The sequence below is a fragment of the Pseudoalteromonas sp. RWi3 genome (assembly GCF_054960735.1).
In genome coordinates this window covers 67,798-88,271 of sequence record NZ_JBHNYL010000009.1, presented here as the reverse complement: position 1 = coordinate 88,271, position 20,474 = coordinate 67,798, and the positions used below count along the sequence as shown (strand labels likewise).

Sequence of the window (20,474 nt, the reverse complement as noted above, 5' to 3'; positions counted from 1 at the left end):
TATAAAAGGCCTTACAAGTTATTTATCAAATATGCTGATGGTGTTACGTCCAGAGTTTTTAGCGATGTACAAAGCGCTGTCTGCAGCGAGGATCATCGAGTCCTCAGTGGTTGTTTTATCAGGAATACAGGTATAACAACCGATACTTAGAGTCAGGTTTTTAGATATGGTCGAAAAAAGGTGGGCTATTTGCAACTCGCTAATACATTTTTGCAGTAACTGTGCAAATTGACTGCATTGCTCTTGAGCTAAACAAGGCAAAATAATTGCAAATTCTTCGCCTCCGTAACGGGCTGCTAAATCTCCTTCGCGCTTACATAGCGTATGCAGTGCTTTTGCTACCTTTTTAAGAACCTGATCACCTTGTTGGTGGCCGTAATTATCATTGTAGGGTTTAAAGTAGTCAATATCACAAATGATTAAACTGAGAGGTTGGTTAGCGCGTGCAGCTCGAAGGATTTCAGTTTTTAGGGTTTGATCAAACCTGCGCCGGTTTGCTATTGAAGTCAAGCTATCAATATTAGCTTGTGTTTCAAGCTCTTTATTTACTTTAAGTAACTGTTGTTGCATTTGTTCAATATGCAGTTTGTAGGATGCATTTTTCAATGCGCTAGTGAGTATTTCGCCAACTAATTTTATTCTAATTAAATCTGTTTCTGTCCAATCGTGTGCATCGCTTACACAGTCACACCCTATAAATCCAAATAAAGCGTTTTCAGAGTGTAATGCTATGCATAATAAAGACTTGATACCTTCAGCTTGAAATTCTGCTTTTTCTGCAGCAGCTGCATGAGGCAGCTTATTTACATCAGAGACAATAAAAACGCCCTCGCTTTTAAGCTTATTAAAAAAGTACGGAAGCGCCTCTTGAGGAATATTTTGTAAGCGTTGTTTAAAGGGAATTATGGTGTGATTGACCCACTCATGAGTATTACTCATCAGCATCCCATTTTGGCTAAATTGAAACAAATAACTTCGATCGGCCTGGCAAAATGTACCAATTGTTTGTAGCGCATCTTCTATTTTTTTATCAATATTGTCTGATTGTATATCAATGAGTTGGCTTGATATTTTAGCGATGACTTCGTCAAAGTTATCGGACTTTGAGGCATCGTTCAATAGGTCGAAGATATAAATGCTTGTACAGTTATCTATTTTTGTGAGCTTAATACAGACTTTGTTTTGCATAGGACTTATTAAAAAATCATCATCCGCATGTGCGTGTTTAGCAGACAGAAAGGTAGCCAGTGTAGTTGTGTTGCGTGATAAAGTTGATGTAATAGTAATGTGCTTTAATTTTTCAGAAGTAATTTCGATTTGTTCAGGAAGGTTAAACATATTCATTGCCAGTGCGTTAGAGTGCACCGATGACGAGGAGTCGCGCATGATGATAGCGTAGGGCAGAGCTTGCAAAGTACGCCATATAACTTTGGGGTCCTGTTGCTTTTTTGCTGACGACACGATGGTAAAACTACCTTATAACTTCCTATTAACATTGTTAGTTTACAATCAATTACTGAAAAATGGTACTTTTTAGTCGAAATTGATTAATTTATTACCCACTGTATTATGCGAGGGACTTTTTTAGTGCGTTTGGGCACGGGAAGTATTATAATTGATATTGTATATCATTACTGTTTGATTCTTTCATAAATGATGCTATTTCCTTCTATTTTATACAGGTAAACCACACCTTCATGACCGATATTACGACGCATAAAGCTTCTCGGCGACGCCTTTTAATTGCACTTGCAATCACTTGCTCTTTTATGATCATCCAAGTCGTTGGTGCTTATTATGCAAACTCTCTTGCCGTGCTTGCAGATGCAGGGCATCTATTTGTACATAATAGTTCACTTTTTATTGCTTTATTAGCATCTAGCTTAGCAATCCATTTGGCCAAAACATATAACGATGGTTATCAAAAAGCTGAGTTAACGGGCGGCTTAATCAATGGTTGTCTTTATTTAGCGATCAGCTTGGTTATTTTGTTTGAGGGAGGTGAGCGATTACTTCATCATCATGAGGGAGAAGGTGTTGCCGTTAATAGTTATTTAATGTCTGTAATCGCTGCGATTGGATTTTTATTTCATGGTGCTGCTGCATGGGTATTATATAAAGGACGTAAAGCAAGTATTAATGTATATGCTGTTTTTCTTCATTCATTCTTTGATCTTATTTCAACTGTGTCGACTTTTATTGCAGGTGTGCTGATTTATCTCACTGGTTGGACAATTATAGATATATTATCAAGTATGCTTATTGCGTTGTTTGTATTTTTCACTGGAATTAAAGTCATAATCTCTTGTGTTAAAGGGCTAGCGCAAAGTAACGCCAAATTACCAGACGTCAATGATATTGAATCATCAATTAGCCAAGTTGAACATGTAGAAAACGTGCATAATGTGACAGTAACACGTCGCGAAGAAAAGCTAGTTGTAGGTGCCCATGTCGTATTGAAACAACATTGCACTAAAGAAAAACATGATGAAGCTTGTCGATTGAAAGTAGAGCAGCTGTTGGCTAAGCGGTTTAATATCGCAGAAAGCGTTTTACAGATTGAAAGTAATGGATGCCTTCATTAACTCTGAAATTGGACAGTTTTTAATAACTTTAACTTGGCAAAGAAGGTTTTTTCCCTTACTTTTAGTGGTAGTTATTAATAATTAGGACATGTTCTTGGTTATATTTCAGCATCGTTATTTTGTACTTTTTTGCTCCATTATACTGGCGGTGCTAGCTGGTTTTGCAAATCTGTTGCCATTTTGGTTTTTAGACAGTTCAGAGTTTTTGTTCGGCCAGCTTTTTGTTTTACTCTCCCTTTTGTTCTTTGGTTTGCGCTATGCCTTGTTTGCTTGTTGTGTTAGTGCGGCTTTCATATTTTATCGCTGGGGACATTGCTGGCCTTCAATCGTTTTCATGGGTGAAGTTTTTTGGCTTTATTATTTCTGCTACTGCCGCGCTAAGCCATTATTTTTAATTGGAATTGTATATTGGTTATTAATTGGCTTGCCTGCGCTTGGCTTAATAGGCTTTTTTGTTGTAGATATACATTCACTAGGGGTTTTTACTGCACTTGTTAAATACTTTTTAAATGCAGCAATTACACTAATTGTTATCGATTTAATAAGCTTCTTTTTTATCAGACAAACTTGGCAACGCAGTGGTTTGTCTCTGTATCAAATCTTAAATTATATCGTCAGTTTGTTGGTGGTACTCGTTGTGCTATTGACCACCATATTACTAACTAATAATCATTACACACGTATTGAATACGAGGTAAAGTCACAACTTCTCCACAAATCAAAAGATATTGCGGCTAAAATAGACCTATATTTAAATGATTTTAGACGTGGTGTGGTGCTAACAGCTAAAGCAATTGAACATGGAATGGATGAAGAGATTGCACTTGAGAATTTAATGGCTCAGTACCCAAATTTGCGTTCATCCATTATTAGTGATGCAAATGCCATTGCCCGAGTATTCAACCCCATAAGCCTCAAAGAAAGTTTAAATGATGACGCTCCTTCTATTGCAGATAGAGATTACTACATTATTGGTAAAGAAAGACCAAACGGTTATATTTCAAATATATTTGAGAGTCGTGGATTGGGCGATGTTCCTATTGTTGGGGTTTCTGCACCCATTGTAAAAAATGGTGAGTTCCAAGGTATCGTTGAAGGCTCACTTGTATTTGGTTCATTACTGCAATTTAGGCCAAGCTTTTTTGATATTGAAAGCGAACTAATTGTTTTGGATGCAAGTTTACAAGTTGTATTTAGCACAATGGCAAAAAATTACCCAGTATTAACTGCGCTCAGTAATTCTGATTTGGCGCAACTTGAAGGTAATGAGCGAGCTATTATGGAGCAGACAATTGATGGTGAGCAATATTATGCTCAATTATTTAAGTCTCCAGAGCAGCAGTGGTATGTCATCACGTTATTCAATAGAAAGCATGCTAATTTGGTTGCAGCTGGTGCATGGCTTCAATCCCTTGTTTTAGCTGTGGTCATTATTGTACTCATAGGTATATTTGTGACGCGTTTGTCTAGGTGGCTAGTAAGACCAATAGAGGATTTAAGTACGCAGATTGATGAGTTTGATCCCAAAGACTCTTCAGTCACTTTGTCTCATGACAATCGATCATGGCTTGAAGTACATAACCTTCAACAGCAATTTGGCGTACTGGCGATTAAGCTTAGTAATAGTTTCAATGAACTAGAACAAGCTAACATTGAGAATAAAGCGCTTAATTCAAAGCTGAAAGACTTCAATTATAAATTGGAAGAGCAAGTAAACGAAAAAACAAATGAGCTGATCAAAGCGGTGGCCCTTGCCAACAAGGCAAGCCAAGCAAAATCACAGTTTTTAGCTAATATGAGTCATGAAATTCGTACTCCTCTAAATGGTATAATTGGCTTGACGGATATTTTACTAACTGACAGTACGCTAGAAAGTGAAAACTGTGAGCAGTTACAAATGATTCAACAAAGTGCGAACAACCTATTGATGATTTTAAATGATATTTTAGATTTTTCTAAGATAGAAGCAGGTGCACTGAAACTTGATGAGCAAAGTGTGAACGTGCGTCAATTATTTAATCAAGCAGGGCAAGTATTTAGTAATACAGGCGTTAAAGAAGGCGTAACTTTTGAGTTGCTTATTGCGCCTAATGTTCCCAAGGTTATACTGGTTGATGGGTTACGTTTAAGCCAAGTCATTAACAATCTATTAAGCAATGCAGGTAAGTTTACAGCAAAAGGTAAAATTAAATTACAGGTTGAACATAAAGACGGAAATTTAATAGTCGCAGTTCGAGATACTGGTATAGGTATTTCACAATCGCAACAAGCTTCCTTGTTTAAGGAGTTTACTCAGGCTGATATATCAACTACCCGGCACTATGGCGGCACAGGGCTTGGTTTAGCCATTTGTCAGCGTATTTTAACCTTGATGGGTGGTACGCTTGAGGTAAGCAGTGTGGAAGGCGAGGGGAGCTGTTTTTCTTTATCATTACCAATAACGCTTGCGCAGTCAGCTGAAATTGTAGAAAAGCAGATGGCAATACCTGACTTATTAAATTTTCGTATTTTGTTAGTAGAAGATAACCCCATAAATCAAATTGTAATATCTAAAATGCTGGCTGACACTGGATGTTCTCTGCAAACTGCTGGAGACGGTGAATTAGCGCTCTCGTGTATGCGCAAGAACGAATTTGACCTGATATTGATGGATTGTCAGATGCCGAATATGGACGGTTATCAATGTACCAGAGAAATACGCAAAAATGCGCAACAGTTCGGCCCAGTCACAATTATTGCTATCACTGCTAATGCCTTTGAAGAAGATAAGAAAAAATGCTTACAAGTAGGTATGAACGACTTCATCTCAAAACCCGTTGATAGAGCTCAATTGTATAACTGCTTAGTTAAGTGGGCGAACAATTAAATACAGTCTAATTGCTTTATGACTTGATTTAGCGATGAATCTTTTAAGAGTTCAGTTGCTGGCATCGGTTTGGCAAAGTAATAGCCTTGAAAGTCGTGACAGCCCAGTTTGTTCAGAAACTCTATCTGTTCAAGTGTTTCAACGCCTTCTGCAATACAATAAAGCCCTAAGTTCTCAGCAAGTAAGTAAATTGTTTTAATAATTGATTCATTTGAAGCGTCAGATCCGATATTTCTGACAAAGCTTTGGTCTATCTTAATAACATCAATTGGAAATTGACTTAAATAAGTCAATGAAGAGTAGCCAGTACCAAAATCATCAAGTAATAACTTAAACCCTGCATTTCTTAGTGAGTGTAATTGTTTTGACGCTTTTTCTTTGTCTTCTAGCAAGGTGTTTTCTGTGATCTCTAACCGCAGTTGAGATGGCTTAATATGATGACGGGCTAAAATTAGAAGCAGTCGCTCACTTAGATTCGATTTTAATATATGTACGGGTGATAAATTTAACGAAAGATAAAACCGCGGATTTGATCGCAGTAACGAAGAGAGCTCGCTTAAAGCTCTGTCTAACGCTTGTTCAGTCAACACATCAATTAAGCCTGCTTCCTCTGCGATAGGAATAAACTTAGCGGGAGATACAAAGTTGCCCTCGTGTTTCCAGCGCATCAATAACTCAACGGCATTGATTTTTTTAGTTTTATTATTAACTATGGGTTGATAATAATTAAACAATAAATCATCTTTAAATGCATCTTTTAAAGCATTTTCTAACAGGAGTTTTTGGGTGATTTTGTCATTCATTTGTTCTGTGAAAAACTTAAAGCCATTTCTACCCGCTTGCTTAGCATGCATCATGGCAATATCAGAGTGGCGAATTAACATATCCGCAGAGTCGGCATCAAAAGGGTAGAGAGCAACACCTATACTTGCTGAAATATTAATAGCAAAGTCATTAATTTCGACCCTTTTTCCTAACTCTTCGGAAACGGATTTAACCAAAGCACTCAGTGACTGGGGTGATTTCAAGTTTTGTACTAATAATAAAAATTCATCGCCGCTTTGTCGGCCTAAGATAGAATTTTTACTCAACATATTATTAATACGCTGGGTTATATTACAAAGAAGCTGATCTCCTACTGCATGCCCAAAGGAGTCATTTACAGGCTTAAATTTATCTAAATCAATAAATAGTAATGCTGCTAGAGTTTCATTCTTATTGGCATCTTGAATGGCTTCATTGATTTTCTGGTACATCAAAGTACGGTTAGGTAGCTTTGTTAAAGGGTCGTAATTCGCTAAATAGCGCAACTCGTTCTCTGCTTGCTTTTGTTCAGTTAAGTCTGAAATAACAATTACATAATAACTGATTGCTTTGGCTTCCTTTGCAACAGCAGTAATACTGATATGGATAGGGTGTGACGGGTTTGTTTTACTTTTTATATATGCATCGCCATGCCAGTTTTCTTTTGCTTTTAATGTTTTTAGTACATTGATATATTCAACATATTGACGTTTACCCAAAGCGGATAAAAATCGTTTTATATTGAGTTTATCTGCATCAGAATTAATAGAAAATGCGTCTGAAAAGCTGTTATTTACAGAAATAGGCTGATAATTACTATCTAAAATGAGTAGCCAATCATTTATTTGGCTAAAGGCCTCACCCAAAACGGCTGCGAGTTGAGCGTTGGCCTTTTGTTGGGTAATATTGGTGTAAATACCAGAGACCTTGGTTATTTCTCCCTGTTCGTTTCTTTGTGATACACGGCCTGTATCCTGATACCAAAGCCAATGCCCTTTTGCATGTTTAAGCCTGTATGTGGCTTGCCATTGATTATTACTATTATTAGAGACGAATTCGTTCCATGCTTTTATTAAGTGTGCTTTATCATCTGGATGTACTAGTTGACCAAATTCTTTAAAACCTACTTCATGACTTGTCTCCTGATACCCAAGCTCTTGGGTTAAACGGTTTAGTGAGCCTGAACTTGTGCTTAAATTAACCTCCCATACCCCGCTATTACTACTGTTTAGTGCCAAGTCTGTTTGTTGTTGAGATAGTAAAACTCGCTTGTGGGAGTTTTCGATTGTGTTGCGTTTTGTTCTGTATTGCCAAACAATAATAAAAACAATAGATAAAGAAATTAGTCCATATACAAATAATGCCAATGGCGAACGCCATGGTGCATAGGCAACATTAAAATTAAGCTTTGTGGGTTTGCTCATACCATTGCTATTGTTAAGGTAAGCAGCAATAGAGAGTTGATAGTTTCCTGGTGCAAGCTTTGTAAAAAAGACTTTATTCTTTTTGTACTTATCATAAGTAAACGAAGTAGGGCCTTGCAAAGTTACCTTGTAGCTTGTTTTGTCTGTATTTAAAAAATCAAAGTTAGAGAAGCTAACTTCCAAGCCCATATCTTCAGCACTTAATTGTAATACGTCGTTTTTATATTGTTCAGGGTGATAATTAAGATCCCTAGAAAATAATTCAATTGCAGTGATCTGTGTTTTTAAATTTTCTTCTGAATATGGAACACTTAAAAAATCCTGCGGTGCTAATGTCAACAATCCAAGAGTAGTACCAAAAGCAATGCGGCCATCATTAAGTAAAGCATGTGAATCAAGGTTAAACTCATTAACTGTTAACCCATCTTTAACGGAATAAGCGTTTATTTGCAGTGAGTTTAGATTTACGCGATATAAACCATTCTGGCTACTTGCCCATAGAAAGCCAAACTGATCTATTTGTAATGCAAAAATAGACTTTGTATTAATACCCTGAGCAAAATTGACGCGCGTTTTTTCTTCATATGTTGTTGCATCTAATGCAATGAGCCCTTCATGCGAAGAAGCAAGCCAAAGTGTATTATTGTAGTCGATAACAGTGTCGTAGGTGACAACATATGTGAGGGGGTTATAGTTCTCAACTTCATATATTAAGGTCAGTTTTTGTGTTGTTTCATTATAGCGGTATAGCGCACCAGAAACACTAATAAGCAACTCATCAGGCTTATTTGAAAGAGGTTTTAAAAATGCATAAGAAGTTTCAGGGTCGAGTAGGTCTCGTAGACCTTTAATAATGCGAGTTTTTCCTGTTTTTCCATCATATAGGTAATAATTTTCACTATTGAAAAATGCGAAAGTGTCAGCTGTTATTTGATGAAAACCAAACACACCCGGCTGATTAATAACATCTTTTGTTAGTCCTTGTGAGGGAAGAGGCACAAGCTGTTTAGTTTGTTTATCAAAAAGAGCTAGGCCTTCATACAACAGCAGCCATAAATAGCGAGTAGGTTCACCTAGATCTGCGTTTGTAATGCCATACACACTAAACTCACCATAGAATGCTTTCTCATCTAGGGTATCTAAAAAAGTAGTGCTTTTATAATCACTATCAAGATGAGATATCCCATTTTCTGTACCTAACCAAATTGAATTCTGTTCATCTTGAAACACGCTATAAATAACGTTGTTGTGTAATTTCCCATTATGGGTTATTTGAATATTACTGAAGCGTCGAGCGAGTGTTGGCCACGTAAAAACCCCCTGAGAGCGTGATGCTAACCACATACCCCCAGATTTATCGACTAATACTTTAAGTATTGTGTTATCTGTAAAGTGAAACTTACTTTGGTCAAATTTAAGGATTAGCTCTTTTTGGCCGCTTTGGCTGTGGTATTGGTAAAGGCCAGCTTCAGTTGCTATGAAGTCGCCGTATTGTGTTGTTGTATAGTCCCAAATGTTATTGTCGTTCACCAGTGTTTTAACGTTTGCTAAGTCAAGCTTTGTACCTTGGATTAAGTCGATGGAGTAAAGCCCTTCAACAGTTCCGATTATCAAACTAAGCTGTTCATCGATGGATAGATATTTAACGTTTGTGTTGTAATCATTTTGTTTTGCTTCGGGCAGAAATGGGATTTTTGTTGTGTAATCATCAATGATTGATTTAGAGTAAAGGCCGTTACTTGTGCCTATGTACAGGTAATTTTTATTAACAGTGAGCGCTCTTACAATATGGTCTTCTTTGTTAATCGAGAACTCGCGGGACATTGACTTTGTGGTCGTGTTATAAACATAAACGTGGTGATTAATTGCAAAGTAAAATGCATTTTCGTCTTGAGCCACCGCGAGGATAGGTGAAAACGCTTTATCTTCTTTATTTAATTTACCTGAATAAATCTGTTCTGCGGCCAATGTGATTGGATCTATTATAAAGGCACCAGAAAATTCTGTAGATACAAGAATCTTGTTATCGCGTGTTTTCTTAAGTAAAACGATAGAGTATTGATCAAAAACAGGGAGGATATTGACTTTGTAGCCATCAAAACGATTAAGGCCTTGGAGGGTGCCAACCCAAATGTAGCCTAAATCATCTTGAAGAATATCAGTGACATAACCTTGTGAAAGGCCTTCATCAGGCGACAAGCGCTGCAATTGTTGGGCATAGTTGTTAGCATATGCCTTTTGGGAACAAATAGCATACATCATGGCTAAGATTAGCATAAAAAAAGTACTGAAGCGCACGTATAAGTTGACCCTGCTCAATTCGTTACTACAGACTAATATAGCATAGCAATAGTGTATTAATGAGTGAATTATAAGTGTGTTTTTAACAAGTGTAAAAAAAATGCGCCAATAAATTACGCTTATAATAAGGAACTAACATGAAAAAAACATTCTCAGTAAGTTGTTCACAAAGCCTTCTGTTAGTAATTGATATTCAAAGTAAGTTAAGTCCTGTGATGGCTCAGTTTGAGCAAATTAAACATGTGACCGAACAGCTTGCTAGCGCTGCTAAGCTGTATGATATTCCACAGCTTGTAACAGAGCAGTACAAACAAGGGTTAGGCACCACGGATGAGGCATTAAAAGCAGTGTTAAATGGGGCAACTTATTTTGATAAAACGCATTTTAGTGCTTTTAAAGAAAATGGATTTAAACAGCTTCTTGCAGATTACAATAAACCCCAGATTATTGTTGTTGGAATGGAAGCACATGTGTGTGTACTACAGACATGTTTAGATTTACTTGCTCATGACTACAATGTGTTTGTGATTGCTGACGGTATTTGCTCACGCAAAGAAATCCATCGTGATATTGCGCTTAATCAATTGCAAAATGCTGGTGCGGTGATTACAAGTGCAGAAAGTATTATTTTTCAATGGGCAGAAGTGGCAAATTCTGCAACCTTTAAAAAAATACTTAATATCGTAAAGTAACCTATAATACTAAAGTAACTTTACTGTGCGCAGTAAGGTACCTCGAATTTTTTATCATCAAATGATTTAAAAGAATGTAATAAACGTTTAAACTACTATTTTTTAGGGGTATACATGACTGATAGAAGCCGTCTTTTTACAGTTTTATTTGTTTTGCTTTTTGTTGAGTCAGTCGCTCTAGGCATTTATTTTTCAACTCTGATGCCTGCTTTTTTAATAGGTCTTCCCCTGTGTATATTGCCTATTTGGTTGCTAAGGACACACCCTGAACGCAAGTTAACGGCACATGTAGCAAGCGCTGCGCTTATTATGTTTTCATTTTTGCACATTCAACAATCGTTTGGCTTAATTGAGGTGCACTTTGAAATATTTATTTTAATGGCTGTCTTAATTATGTTTGTGCAATGGCATGTATTCATAACTGCCATTGTATTAGTAGCCATTCATCACCTTTCATTTTATTTCTTGCAGACTCAAAACTCAGGCTTTTACGTTTTTGATCCAGACCGTTTAGCGTTTAGCACGGTTATCATTCATGCTGCCTACGCTATTGTTGAGGCTTTGGTTGCTGGCTATATTGCTATCACTTTGCAAAGAGAGCGCCGTGCAGGACTATCACTTACCGCAGCCACTGATAAAATAATGAATGATCCTGAGCATGTTCTACTTTCAACCCGCGCCGATGAAACAAAAAATACTACAGTTCAAGGGTTTAACTCGCTTTTGGAGTCTTTAAATACAGTGATTGAACAAGTTAAGATGCAGTCTTTTTCGTTGAAGAGTAATTCCAAAGAATTGGTTGAGGTCCATGATGAACTTGCCGCTGCTGCCGATAAACGTGCCCAGCAAACTAATGATATAGCGCACTCAGGCAGTTCCGTTGCTCATGGTTTTACGTCGGTAGAGCACGAAAGCAATGTATTGAAACAACAGGTTGACGCAATTACATTGGCCGCAGGAGACACGTTAAGTGATGTTGAAAAAACAGATGACAAAAGCCAAGAATTACGTGGTCACTTAAATCATACAGATGAACAAATAAAATTACTTGTTGCAGCTGGGGATGTAATATCTAACCTCCTCAATGAGATATCTGGCATTGCAGAGCAAACTAATTTACTTGCTTTAAATGCAGCGATCGAAGCGGCTAGAGCCGGGGAACAGGGGAGAGGTTTCGCGGTCGTTGCGGATGAAGTGCGTTCTCTTGCAAATAGCAGCAAAAAAATTACAGATAAAATTTCAAATACACTTAAAGATTTAGTAAGTAATAGTCAAACATCAACTCAGTCGATGAACCAATGTATGAATGTGGTAGAAGAGCTAACAGATATCAGCTTCACTATGAAAGAGAATATCTTAGGCATGTCGCAGCAAATTGAAACGGTTGCTAGCAGTACGACCTCTGTGGCGAAAGTTGTCGCTGAGCAAGTAGGTAATACAGAACAGATATCAGCGAGTGCAGACGCGTTACGTATGAGTCAGGAGCAAGATTCAGCGATTGTTGCTAAGCTAACGGCTAAAGTGCAAATGATTGATGTAAGCATCGATGTTTTAGAGCAAAGCATTGCAAAATTCAAGTAAGAAAAACATCAAGCTTTACGCCATTATTCTTATATGGTTCATCAGCGTTGTAGCAGGGCTTGTCTACTTTCAATTTTCATCAATCAGTACTTTTGATCCGCAACAAAAACTGTTAAAAAATGGTTGGCTTGATGACTTTAAAAAACAAACTCAATGGCAAAACCCAAGCGATGCTATTTTAACTATTGTTATTGATTCCGAATGTGGTTGTTCTAAACGTTCAGCTGACCATGTAGAGCAGCTAACCTCATTAGCAAATACTTACGATGTTAAAGTAAAGGTATTAGATGCCGCTAAAATGAACAAAGAGCTACTGCCAAATGTGCCGGGAGCTGTGCTCATTGACTCTGTCGGAGCACTTGCTTATGCGGGACCGCTTTCAGAGGGCATTGCGTGCTCATCTGCCAGTGGTTTTGTTGAGCTTGTAATGAATAATTTGCAAGCGGGGTTTAATTCACGCTTAACAGTTACACAAGCGCAGGGGTGTTATTGCCGAGGGAGTTAACAAGAGTTCCTATGCTTGAGGACAGCTGCTCAATTATTGATTAAAAATTACCAGAAAACACTTTATTTTAGGAGCCATTACAAGTTTTAGCTCTCTGGACTTCTCCGCTTTCACTAGACACTGGCTTTGTATTCTTAAATTACAAAACGGAAGTAAACTTACGGTTTGTAAGCCTGTACTGCTATATTTTGGAGGCAAACTTCCGTTTCTAGGGTTTCAAAGGTCATTATCGGAAATATACTTCTGTTTTAATAGCGATAACCTAAATAGCTATATAAGCAACCTTTCAGGGGCTTTTTGAGCTAATTGAAGTCATTTACACTAACTCATAAATGGACAGAAATGAGTCAGTGACTTTGCTAAATTAGCAACCAATTAATTAACTCAGGTATAGCAAAGTAATTTGACATACCGTCTAGTGTTGATGGTACAGTTCAGTTTGTGAATATTCTACGTTCTGGAATATTCGCTTATCTTCTTCTCAAACTCTCTAACTAGCCCTTTGGGTACTCTAAGGTTAACCGTATCAGGTTGCTCTACCTTGTATACCCCTTGATAGTTGAGAGCACATACTCTTACAATCTCAAACAATGATTCAATCGGGTCGATACCGTGTTCATCAACAAATTTAGGGTATTTGCCATGGTTTGAGAATATTGATATTTCCCCATGTACAAACTTACTCCTCAATTCGTAAATAGTTTTTATTTTTGATTCGATTCCTACGATATCACAAGCATCTCTGCTCACCCCACCAACTATAGAAGCCTTGTTATTTCTTTCTGTACCGTACAGTGCATCTAACGCAATAAATTGGTTTAAGAACCTCTCTCGTTTATAATGGGTCCACCCATGAGCGATAAAAGATAATGCAGATTTCATTCTCTTAGTGGGAGAAGAAAAAATCTTCCGTAGATTGCCAACAACGTCATCGCTCAGATTTATCTCATAAACAGAAGGTAGGTTAGATCTTATTTGGCGAGTGGTAATGCTCGTAGAATCAAAAGAATTTATTCTACAATCAACTGTATCTTGATTGATTTTCAAAGGAGCATCGATAGTCACGCATAGTGCGCCAAATAACCTGTCTAGCTCTTCGACAGCTTCATTTATTGAGCGTGCATAAACCAAAACAGCAGAACTATCAGGCAGTAGCTTATACCTCCCGATAGGATTACGGCGCAAATCTTTATCATCAAGTGCTTCTAAAGGAAAGTTTATTCCTGTTCGGGCTCTCATATCGCCAAGTAGGCTTTCTATTTGACCTGAACCATAAATACATAAGTTATTAGTGAGCCTATGCATCCCGTCTGTATTAGCATACCGAATAGTGTAGACGTATGGTTTAAGAACCTTTTGAGAGTCGATGTGGTCTACAAACAAAGTACTTAGATTATTGCGATGCTGTTGTGAGAATATGGTACTTACTGGCTCATCCTGGCTAGTTAACGATAAGAAATCCGCATCAATAGTATTAAATGCATACGAGCAGAATTTTAGAAGTATCTCCTTTGCACTCTGGATATTACTGATACCTAATTCACTACCTAACTCTTTAATCAGTCTGCTAGCACATTTGTTTACATCTTCATCACTATATTTAAGCCAGAAAATGATATCTCCAGTCATGGATTTACCTATCTGAATACATGGAACCCCATCCTTAGGACAGTAAAAGAAAGCGTTAGACAAATCGGCAGTTATGCTGCTAGCGAATGAAGTATCCAATGATTAGCACCTGTAAATTAGCATCAATATGATAGACGTATTATTGCATATTAAGAGATTTAGATTAATTGAGTCAAAGAAGAACATCTATTAGCGTACGAGCAATCGCTATCACACACAATTTCTGGAGGTTTTCTGGCAATGGGCCTCTACCACCAGCCATGAGGAAAGGTACTGCGTTTCCAGTGGCACGATCTACCACTGAGTAAATGCATTAACAAGGAATGGGGCAGAAACGAGTTACGCTTGAATGTCCGCTTATGGCACAGACTGTGTGAAAACTCTGATCACCTTTTGGTCTAAGTATCTGCTGCTTATGATCGATTAATCTATACATTTAGTTCACTTAATATACTGATATTTATATAATAAGACTATTGATTCAGTCGAGGGTTGAGGCAATATGTCAAAGTTTATAAGCGGTGAAAGTCGTGACCAATCAACGTTATTTCCAGAATCGCTGGAAGATTACGTCAGTGAAGATAATACGGTCAGAGTGATTGATGTTTTCATTGAGGAGCTAAATCTAGCTGAATTGGGGTTTAAAGGATTAATCTTAAAGTCCACAGGCCGCCCTAAGTATCATCCAGCCACACTATTAAAGCTTTATCTTTATGGTTACCTCAACCGTATTCAATCATCTCGCCGATTAGAAACCGAATGCCAACGCAATATTGAACTGATGTGGCTACTTGGTAAGTTGGCACCCGACTTTAAAACGATTGCTGATTTTAGAAAAGACAACGGAGGCGGTATAAAAAATGTGTGCAAAACGTTTGTTGAAGTCTGTCGTCGCCTGAATATGTTTGAGAAACCAGTTGTTGCCATCGATGGTAGTAAGTTTAAAGCTAGCAACAACAAAGGCAATAATTTTACGCCAAGCAAAGTTAAATTTCACATCGACCGAGTCGAAAAGAACATTGAACGTTATCTTGAATTACTTGATGAAGCCGATAAAGAGCAAGCTAACGTCACAAAAATTAAAGCCACAAAAGAGAGGCTAGCTGACTTTCGCAGCCAGTTAAAAAAACTATACGAGATTAAAGAACAAGTTGAAGCTCATCCTGACAAGCAAATATCCACTACTGATCCTGATTCACGTTTAATGAAAACTCAAGGTTTTACAAGAGTTGTGAGTTATAACGTACAAAGTGCGGTTGATACCAAGCACCACCTCATAGTGGCACATGACGTGACCAACGTGCCAGATAGAGGCCAGCTTGCATCAATGACAAAACTCGCACAAGAAGCATTGCGCAAGAAAAATATACGGGTATTAGCAGATAAAGGTTACTTCAGTCAGCCTGATATAAAAGACACTATCGATTTGGGTGCAGAGCCAATCATGCCCAAGACGGATACATCGTCCTCTGAAAAGAAAGGGATATTTAACCGCTCACTCTTCAAATACGATGCAAATAAAGACATTTACTTATGCCCCGCTGGAAATGAACTTCAAAATCGAATGCAAGTATTTGAGCAAGGTAAATACCTTGATGTTTACTTCAATCACATTGCTTGTCGAGATTGTAAAATAAGAAGTCAGTGCACTAACTCTAAAAAAGACCCTAGGCGAATAAGGCGGTGGGTGCATGAGGTTCTGACAGAAGAAATGCTTCAAAAGCTAAAGAATGAACCTGAATTGATGCTTCATCGAAAGCAAACTGTTGAGCACCCCTTTGGCACAATTAAACTCTGGATGGGAGCTACCCACTTACTAACACGAGGTTTAAAAAGCGTGGGGACAGAAATAAGTCTTCATGTTCTGGCTTACAACTTCAGAAGAATGATAACAATTATGGGAGTTAATGGTCTAAGTAAAGCGATTAGAGTAGCGTTGCCATAGCAGTTTCGCCCGCGCGGAGAAAATTGTGATACTGAGAAAAAATCGATCGCAACCATCTTAGATGGTTTCAAACTAAGAACATACTCAAGACAATTTATTAAAAATTAGTTTTTACACAGTCTGGGCACAAACCGGAAATAAAAACACTTCAATAAACCCCATATTTATTCATAAAGGCTTTTAAAGCCTTTATGTGATCAATTTATAAACTCACTGACTTATTTACCTAAAGCTAATCTTACTTAATTTAAGAACCTAAGGAGATTTATAATTCTCGACTTGAAGGGTACAGTTTAGAGGCTTAATAAGATAAATGAATCTCGATTTATATGGCACAGCAGAAAGCTTTAATAAGATCTATAAATCTCATTTTGAGTGGCATTATTTGCATAAAACTCAAACAATTCTCAAGCTGCAGTAAAATCTCATTTTAAGTGGCCCTGCCTACAAATAAAAATAATTCTCAATTTATTTTAAAAACTAATTGCGAACAGTTAGCGTTTAGATTAATATACAGGCTCAAATGTAATTGAGAGTGGTTTGTATTCATGTATATCTGTTTATGTCACGGTGTGACAGATAAAAAAATTGAACAAACAATCGACGAAGGTGCGATGACGATGCGTGAGCTTAGTAAAGAGCTTAAGGTCGGGAGTCAGTGCGGTAAATGTTGTTGCTGTACTAAAAAAATCCTTAATCGTAAGCTTATTGAAATAGCTGATATTACAGATCAAGTTGCGTAGCTACAGTATTAGTTGCAAAGCAAAAAAAAGCAGCCTAAGCTGCTTTTTTTGTTTTTAATCTGCTTACATTTGCGATTGTAAGTAGTTTTCAATACCCGTACTTTTAATAAGCTGTTGTTGGGTTTCCAGCCAATCGATTTGCTCTTCTTGCTCGTTTAAAATGTTATCAAGTGCTTCGCGGCTGATATAATCTTGTTTGCTTTCAGCAAGTTTAATTGCATCTTTAAGATCATCGAGTGAATCGAGTTCAAAGCTCATATTAGCGTTTATCATTTCTTCGCTGTTTTCACCAATGCGTAAACGGCCAAGATCTTGTAAATTAGGCAAGCCTTCTAAAAATAAAATACGCTCGATTAAACGATCGGCATTTTTCATTTTTTGAATCGACACTTTGTAATCAGCTTTATCAAGTACACTAAAACCAAAATCTTTAAACATGCGTGCATGTAAAAAGTATTGATTAATTCCTACCAGTTCATTTGCTAGGATTTTGTTTAGTGCAACAATTACGTCTTTATCGCCTTTCATGTGTTTGCTCCTATTCGCCCATTTGTGATTGGTGATAGTTTTGGCTACCAATTTTATCAATTAAGCCAAGTTGTTGCTCTAACCAATAAACGTGATCTTCTTCTGTATCGAATAACAGCTTCTCTAAGATTTCACGAGACTGATAGTCTTTTTCTTGTTCACAAACAGCAATAACATCTTTAACACATTCAACAACTTCAAGTTCAAGAGTTAAGTCGTTTTGCATCATGCTTTTAACGTCATGACCAATAATCAAGTCACGGCGTTTTGTCATATTTGGAACACCTTCTAAAAATAAGATGCGCTTGATAAGCCAATCGGCGTGATCTTTTTCTTCTTCCATCTCATGATTTAGGCGAACATAAAGTTTATCTAAACCCCAATCGTCATACATGCGAGAGTGGATAAAATATTGGTCAATGGCTGCAAGCTCATTGGCTAATAACTTATTGAAGCTGTCGATAACTTTTTGATTACCTTTCATAATTGTGACCTTCTAAAAGATTGATTGTAGGTAGTGTAGTATAAAAATCACTTTTTGCAAGTATTTTCCTTTTAAATCAGTTGGTTACTATTGAGTGTGATTCTCGTTTAAGTTTGCATTGTTGGTTTAATTATGAACAGATTACGATTTATATTTCTGCTGCATTGCTTAAGGTCCAATCTAACTCGTTCTTTACTCTGTGTAATGAACGAGTTAGAGAAGCAGAGTATTAAAACTGGTATTTAACACCGACAGTAGCGGTTGTACCGAGGCCTTTTATATTATAGCCGCCGTATGTATATGACTGAGCGCGGGCAGGGAAGTAGTCTTCATTGAGTAAGTTTTCAATGCCTATAAATCCTTGCCAGTTATCGTCAAATTTGTATTGACCGATTAAGTTAAAAATATTGTAACTGTTGACAGGACCTTGATCGCCAACATACTTGCCATCGTCATTTGGTGCAAAGCGCTTTCTATCGCTAACATGTAGGTAACTCAGTGTCAGTGATGTTTTATCATCAGGTTGCCAGTTTAAGTTTGCTGTCGCTTTTGGCGGGCTTATTTGTTTTGAGCCTAAGTAGACATCCGCTTCGGTATTTTTACCTTCAACATAACTATAGGTTGCCAGTAATTTAAGGTTTGAGGCAATTGTGTAATCTACTAGCGTTTCGTAGCCCCAAATTTCTTGTGGTGCACGCACTGGCTCATACACACCAGTCACTTCGTTAAATTTATTAGTTGTGCCAAGTTCAGAGGTGCTGCGATAGGCTGCGATTTCAATTCGTAGGTTTTCAAACTGTGAGTTAAAGCCAATTTCGTAATTATCGATAATTGAAGCCTGGGTTTGAATAAGCCCAATATCGTTTACTGTTGCAGCGCGAAGTAGGCGCCCAACATCTGAGATATCAGAGCCTTGCGAGTAACTTATAAACGGGCTGAATTTTTCACTAAGGTTGTATTTAATCCCAAAGTTATAAGTTGTAGCGTCGTAATCAATGGTGTCACCTTTAACATTGATCGGTATTGAGCATTGAGTTGGCGTTTTACATAGTTTGAGTGTGCGGTAATCGTCTACGCTTAAATCAATGCTTTCTTGGCGAACACCTGCTTTGACAATAAGATCATTCGCAATTACCCATTTAGTTTGTAGAAATCCAGCAACGCTTTTCATATCCATCTCAGGAACCCAAACACGGCCATCTACCAGAGGCTGTGAAGTGACATCATTTAATGCATCAATGCCATAAATAAAAGAAGCTTCAATTGTGTCGAAGTCTACTTGTGTATTAAATGTAGCACGCGCGCCTTTTTTGTCTGAGCTGATGACTGATTGGCCACCATCGAAGTTTTCCTCAGGATTTGCAAGGTTTGGTGAGAAGAAAAATACGTTTTCTATATCTTGCATATAGAGATCTAGTGTCATCTGGGTGTTTTCAAATAATGCATAATCTGTGTATTTTAGGGTAATATTTTCGTTGCCTTCAGGGCCTTGTGGTTTACCTTTTTTTTGTAATTCTGGTGGTACATGAATTGCGTAGGTTTTTTCACCTAAACTCATATCACCATTTACATCACCAAGGTCTGTTTTTTGCTGTGAACTAAAGTAGTTATAGCTAAATTGTAGCTGTTTTTCGTCGTCAAAATCATAGCCAAGTTTTGTAAAATAGTTTTCTGTAACCGCATCGGACAAGCCGTATTGCAGACCTAGAATATCGCCTTGCGAATCACGCTGAACGCCGTTTTCTTCATAGCTTGCCGTTACTAAATAGCTAAATTTGTCAGCGCGACCGTTTATGGCAGCTGACAATCTTGCGCCAGCGCTTTCTTCTAGTTTTACTGCGCTAAAACGACTTGATAGGCTGATTTCGCCCTGTGTTTTATCATTACTTTTAGCGTGTTTGGTTATGTAGTTGATAATACCGCCGGATGCGCCATTGCCGTAGATAGAGGTTGCGCCTTTGATAACCTCTATTCTGCTTATGGCACTTGGGTCGAGCGTTTTAATGCCTAAAGAACCATTACGCAATGGTGTTGATTGCGGCACACCGTCAATCATCACCAGTGGAGCGCGGCCGCGCAGTGTTTGACCTGTGTTACTTGAACTCCCAGTATCAGGCGCGAGGCCCGGCACCATTTGCGCAAGCAGGCTTTGTAGTTCAGGGTTAACTTTTAAATGCTCTTCAATCTGCTTTTGATTAATAACGGTAATTGATGCAGGGACCTCATCAATGCTCTCAAAAACACGGCTACCGGAAACAACAATACGCTCCATTTGTTCATCCGTTAATTGTTCTTTTTTAAGAGTGTCATCAGCAAAGGTTGTGTTGCTAACAGCAAGTGCCAGTAAGGTTAGAGAGGTTTTAAACATGAAGATCCTTATATTTTCT

General features: G+C 37.7%; 13 protein-coding genes. 7 read left to right on the top strand and 6 right to left on the bottom strand.

The genetic code is table 11. The features are described 5' to 3' along the window. Positions 1-18: 18 nt before the first annotated feature. A complete protein-coding gene (locus ACFI4Z_RS12840; protein ID WP_462670930.1) occupies positions 19-1,461 on the bottom strand; it encodes a sensor domain-containing diguanylate cyclase in 1,443 nt (480 codons plus the stop codon). A 236-nt stretch (positions 1,462-1,697) separates the two neighbouring features. On the opposite strand from ACFI4Z_RS12840, the gene ACFI4Z_RS12835 reads away from it, so the two are divergent. Continuing rightward, a complete protein-coding gene (locus ACFI4Z_RS12835; protein WP_462670929.1) occupies positions 1,698-2,585 on the top strand; it encodes a cation diffusion facilitator family transporter in 888 nt (295 codons plus the stop codon). A gap of 334 nt (positions 2,586-2,919) precedes the next feature. Continuing rightward, positions 2,920-5,451 (top strand): response regulator, encoded by a 2,532-nt coding sequence (locus ACFI4Z_RS12830; RefSeq protein WP_462670928.1) that lies wholly within the window; start codon positions 2,920-2,922, stop codon positions 5,449-5,451. Here the strand turns inward: ACFI4Z_RS12830 and ACFI4Z_RS12825 are convergent. Beyond that, positions 5,448-9,956, bottom strand: coding sequence for an EAL domain-containing protein (locus ACFI4Z_RS12825; RefSeq protein ID WP_462670927.1), 4,509 nt, complete (start codon positions 9,954-9,956; stop codon positions 5,448-5,450). The genes ACFI4Z_RS12830 and ACFI4Z_RS12825 overlap by 4 nt on opposite strands. A 161-nt stretch (positions 9,957-10,117) precedes the next feature. Between ACFI4Z_RS12825 and ACFI4Z_RS12820 the strand changes: the two genes are divergently transcribed. From ACFI4Z_RS12820 to ACFI4Z_RS12810, 3 genes are all read left to right on the top strand, one after another. Then, entirely contained in the window at positions 10,118-10,672 is a 555-nt protein-coding gene (locus ACFI4Z_RS12820) for an isochorismatase family protein (protein WP_462670926.1), read from the top strand. Between the two features lie 114 nt (positions 10,673-10,786). Next, positions 10,787-12,253: a methyl-accepting chemotaxis protein gene (locus tag ACFI4Z_RS12815; RefSeq protein ID WP_462670925.1), complete on the top strand. Its 1,467-nt coding sequence runs from the start codon at positions 10,787-10,789 to the stop codon at positions 12,251-12,253. Continuing rightward, a complete protein-coding gene (locus ACFI4Z_RS12810) occupies positions 12,237-12,758 on the top strand; it encodes a DUF6436 domain-containing protein (protein WP_462670924.1) in 522 nt (173 codons plus the stop codon). The genes ACFI4Z_RS12815 and ACFI4Z_RS12810 overlap by 17 nt, the downstream gene beginning before the upstream one ends. Before the next feature lie 450 nt (positions 12,759-13,208). Here the strand turns inward: ACFI4Z_RS12810 and ACFI4Z_RS12805 are convergent, their stop codons facing one another. Then, a complete protein-coding gene (locus ACFI4Z_RS12805; protein ID WP_462670923.1) occupies positions 13,209-14,387 on the bottom strand; it encodes a hypothetical protein in 1,179 nt (392 codons plus the stop codon). A 502-nt stretch (positions 14,388-14,889) separates the two neighbouring features. On the opposite strand from ACFI4Z_RS12805, the gene ACFI4Z_RS12800 reads away from it, so the two are divergent. Further along, entirely contained in the window at positions 14,890-16,332 is a 1,443-nt protein-coding gene (locus tag ACFI4Z_RS12800) for an IS1182 family transposase (RefSeq protein WP_462670922.1), read from the top strand. Positions 16,333-16,880: 548 nt separating this feature from the next. Beyond that, entirely contained in the window at positions 16,881-17,075 is a 195-nt protein-coding gene (locus ACFI4Z_RS12795) for a (2Fe-2S)-binding protein (protein WP_058559189.1), read from the top strand. A 63-nt stretch (positions 17,076-17,138) separates the two neighbouring features. Here ACFI4Z_RS12795 and bfr (ACFI4Z_RS12790) read toward each other — a convergent pair whose 3' ends face one another. The 3 genes from bfr (ACFI4Z_RS12790) to ACFI4Z_RS12780 all read right to left on the bottom strand — a co-directional run bounded on the left by bfr (ACFI4Z_RS12790) (position 17,139) and on the right by ACFI4Z_RS12780 (position 20,455). Continuing rightward, a complete protein-coding gene (bfr, locus tag ACFI4Z_RS12790; RefSeq protein WP_462670921.1) occupies positions 17,139-17,603 on the bottom strand; it encodes a bacterioferritin in 465 nt (154 codons plus the stop codon). A gap of 10 nt (positions 17,604-17,613) precedes the next feature. Further along, positions 17,614-18,087: a bacterioferritin gene (bfr, locus tag ACFI4Z_RS12785; protein ID WP_462670920.1), complete on the bottom strand. Its 474-nt coding sequence runs from the start codon at positions 18,085-18,087 to the stop codon at positions 17,614-17,616. 229 nt (positions 18,088-18,316) lie between these two features. After that, positions 18,317-20,455, bottom strand: coding sequence for a TonB-dependent receptor (locus ACFI4Z_RS12780; protein WP_462670919.1), 2,139 nt, complete (start codon positions 20,453-20,455; stop codon positions 18,317-18,319). Between the last annotated feature and the right edge of the window lie 19 nt (positions 20,456-20,474).

Bases quoted from the DNA above. Each gene is read 5' to 3' on its own strand.
- ACFI4Z_RS12835 (WP_462670929.1), top strand. From the start codon at position 1,698: ATGACCGATATTACGACGCATAAAGCTTCTCGGCGACGCCTTTTAATT.
- ACFI4Z_RS12830 (WP_462670928.1), top strand. From the start codon at position 2,920: ATGGGTGAAGTTTTTTGGCTTTATTATTTCTGCTACTGCCGCGCTAAG.
- ACFI4Z_RS12825 (WP_462670927.1), bottom strand. From the start codon at position 9,956: ATGCTAATCTTAGCCATGATGTATGCTATTTGTTCCCAAAAGGCATAT.
- ACFI4Z_RS12820 (WP_462670926.1), top strand. From the start codon at position 10,118: ATGAAAAAAACATTCTCAGTAAGTTGTTCACAAAGCCTTCTGTTAGTA.
- ACFI4Z_RS12815 (WP_462670925.1), top strand. From the start codon at position 10,787: ATGACTGATAGAAGCCGTCTTTTTACAGTTTTATTTGTTTTGCTTTTT.
- ACFI4Z_RS12805 (WP_462670923.1), bottom strand. From the start codon at position 14,387: ATGACTGGAGATATCATTTTCTGGCTTAAATATAGTGATGAAGATGTA.
- ACFI4Z_RS12800 (WP_462670922.1), top strand. From the start codon at position 14,890: ATGTCAAAGTTTATAAGCGGTGAAAGTCGTGACCAATCAACGTTATTT.
- ACFI4Z_RS12795 (WP_058559189.1), top strand. From the start codon at position 16,881: ATGTATATCTGTTTATGTCACGGTGTGACAGATAAAAAAATTGAACAA.
- bfr (WP_462670921.1), bottom strand. From the start codon at position 17,603: ATGAAAGGCGATAAAGACGTAATTGTTGCACTAAACAAAATCCTAGCA.
- bfr (WP_462670920.1), bottom strand. From the start codon at position 18,087: ATGAAAGGTAATCAAAAAGTTATCGACAGCTTCAATAAGTTATTAGCC.
- ACFI4Z_RS12780 (WP_462670919.1), bottom strand. From the start codon at position 20,455: ATGTTTAAAACCTCTCTAACCTTACTGGCACTTGCTGTTAGCAACACA.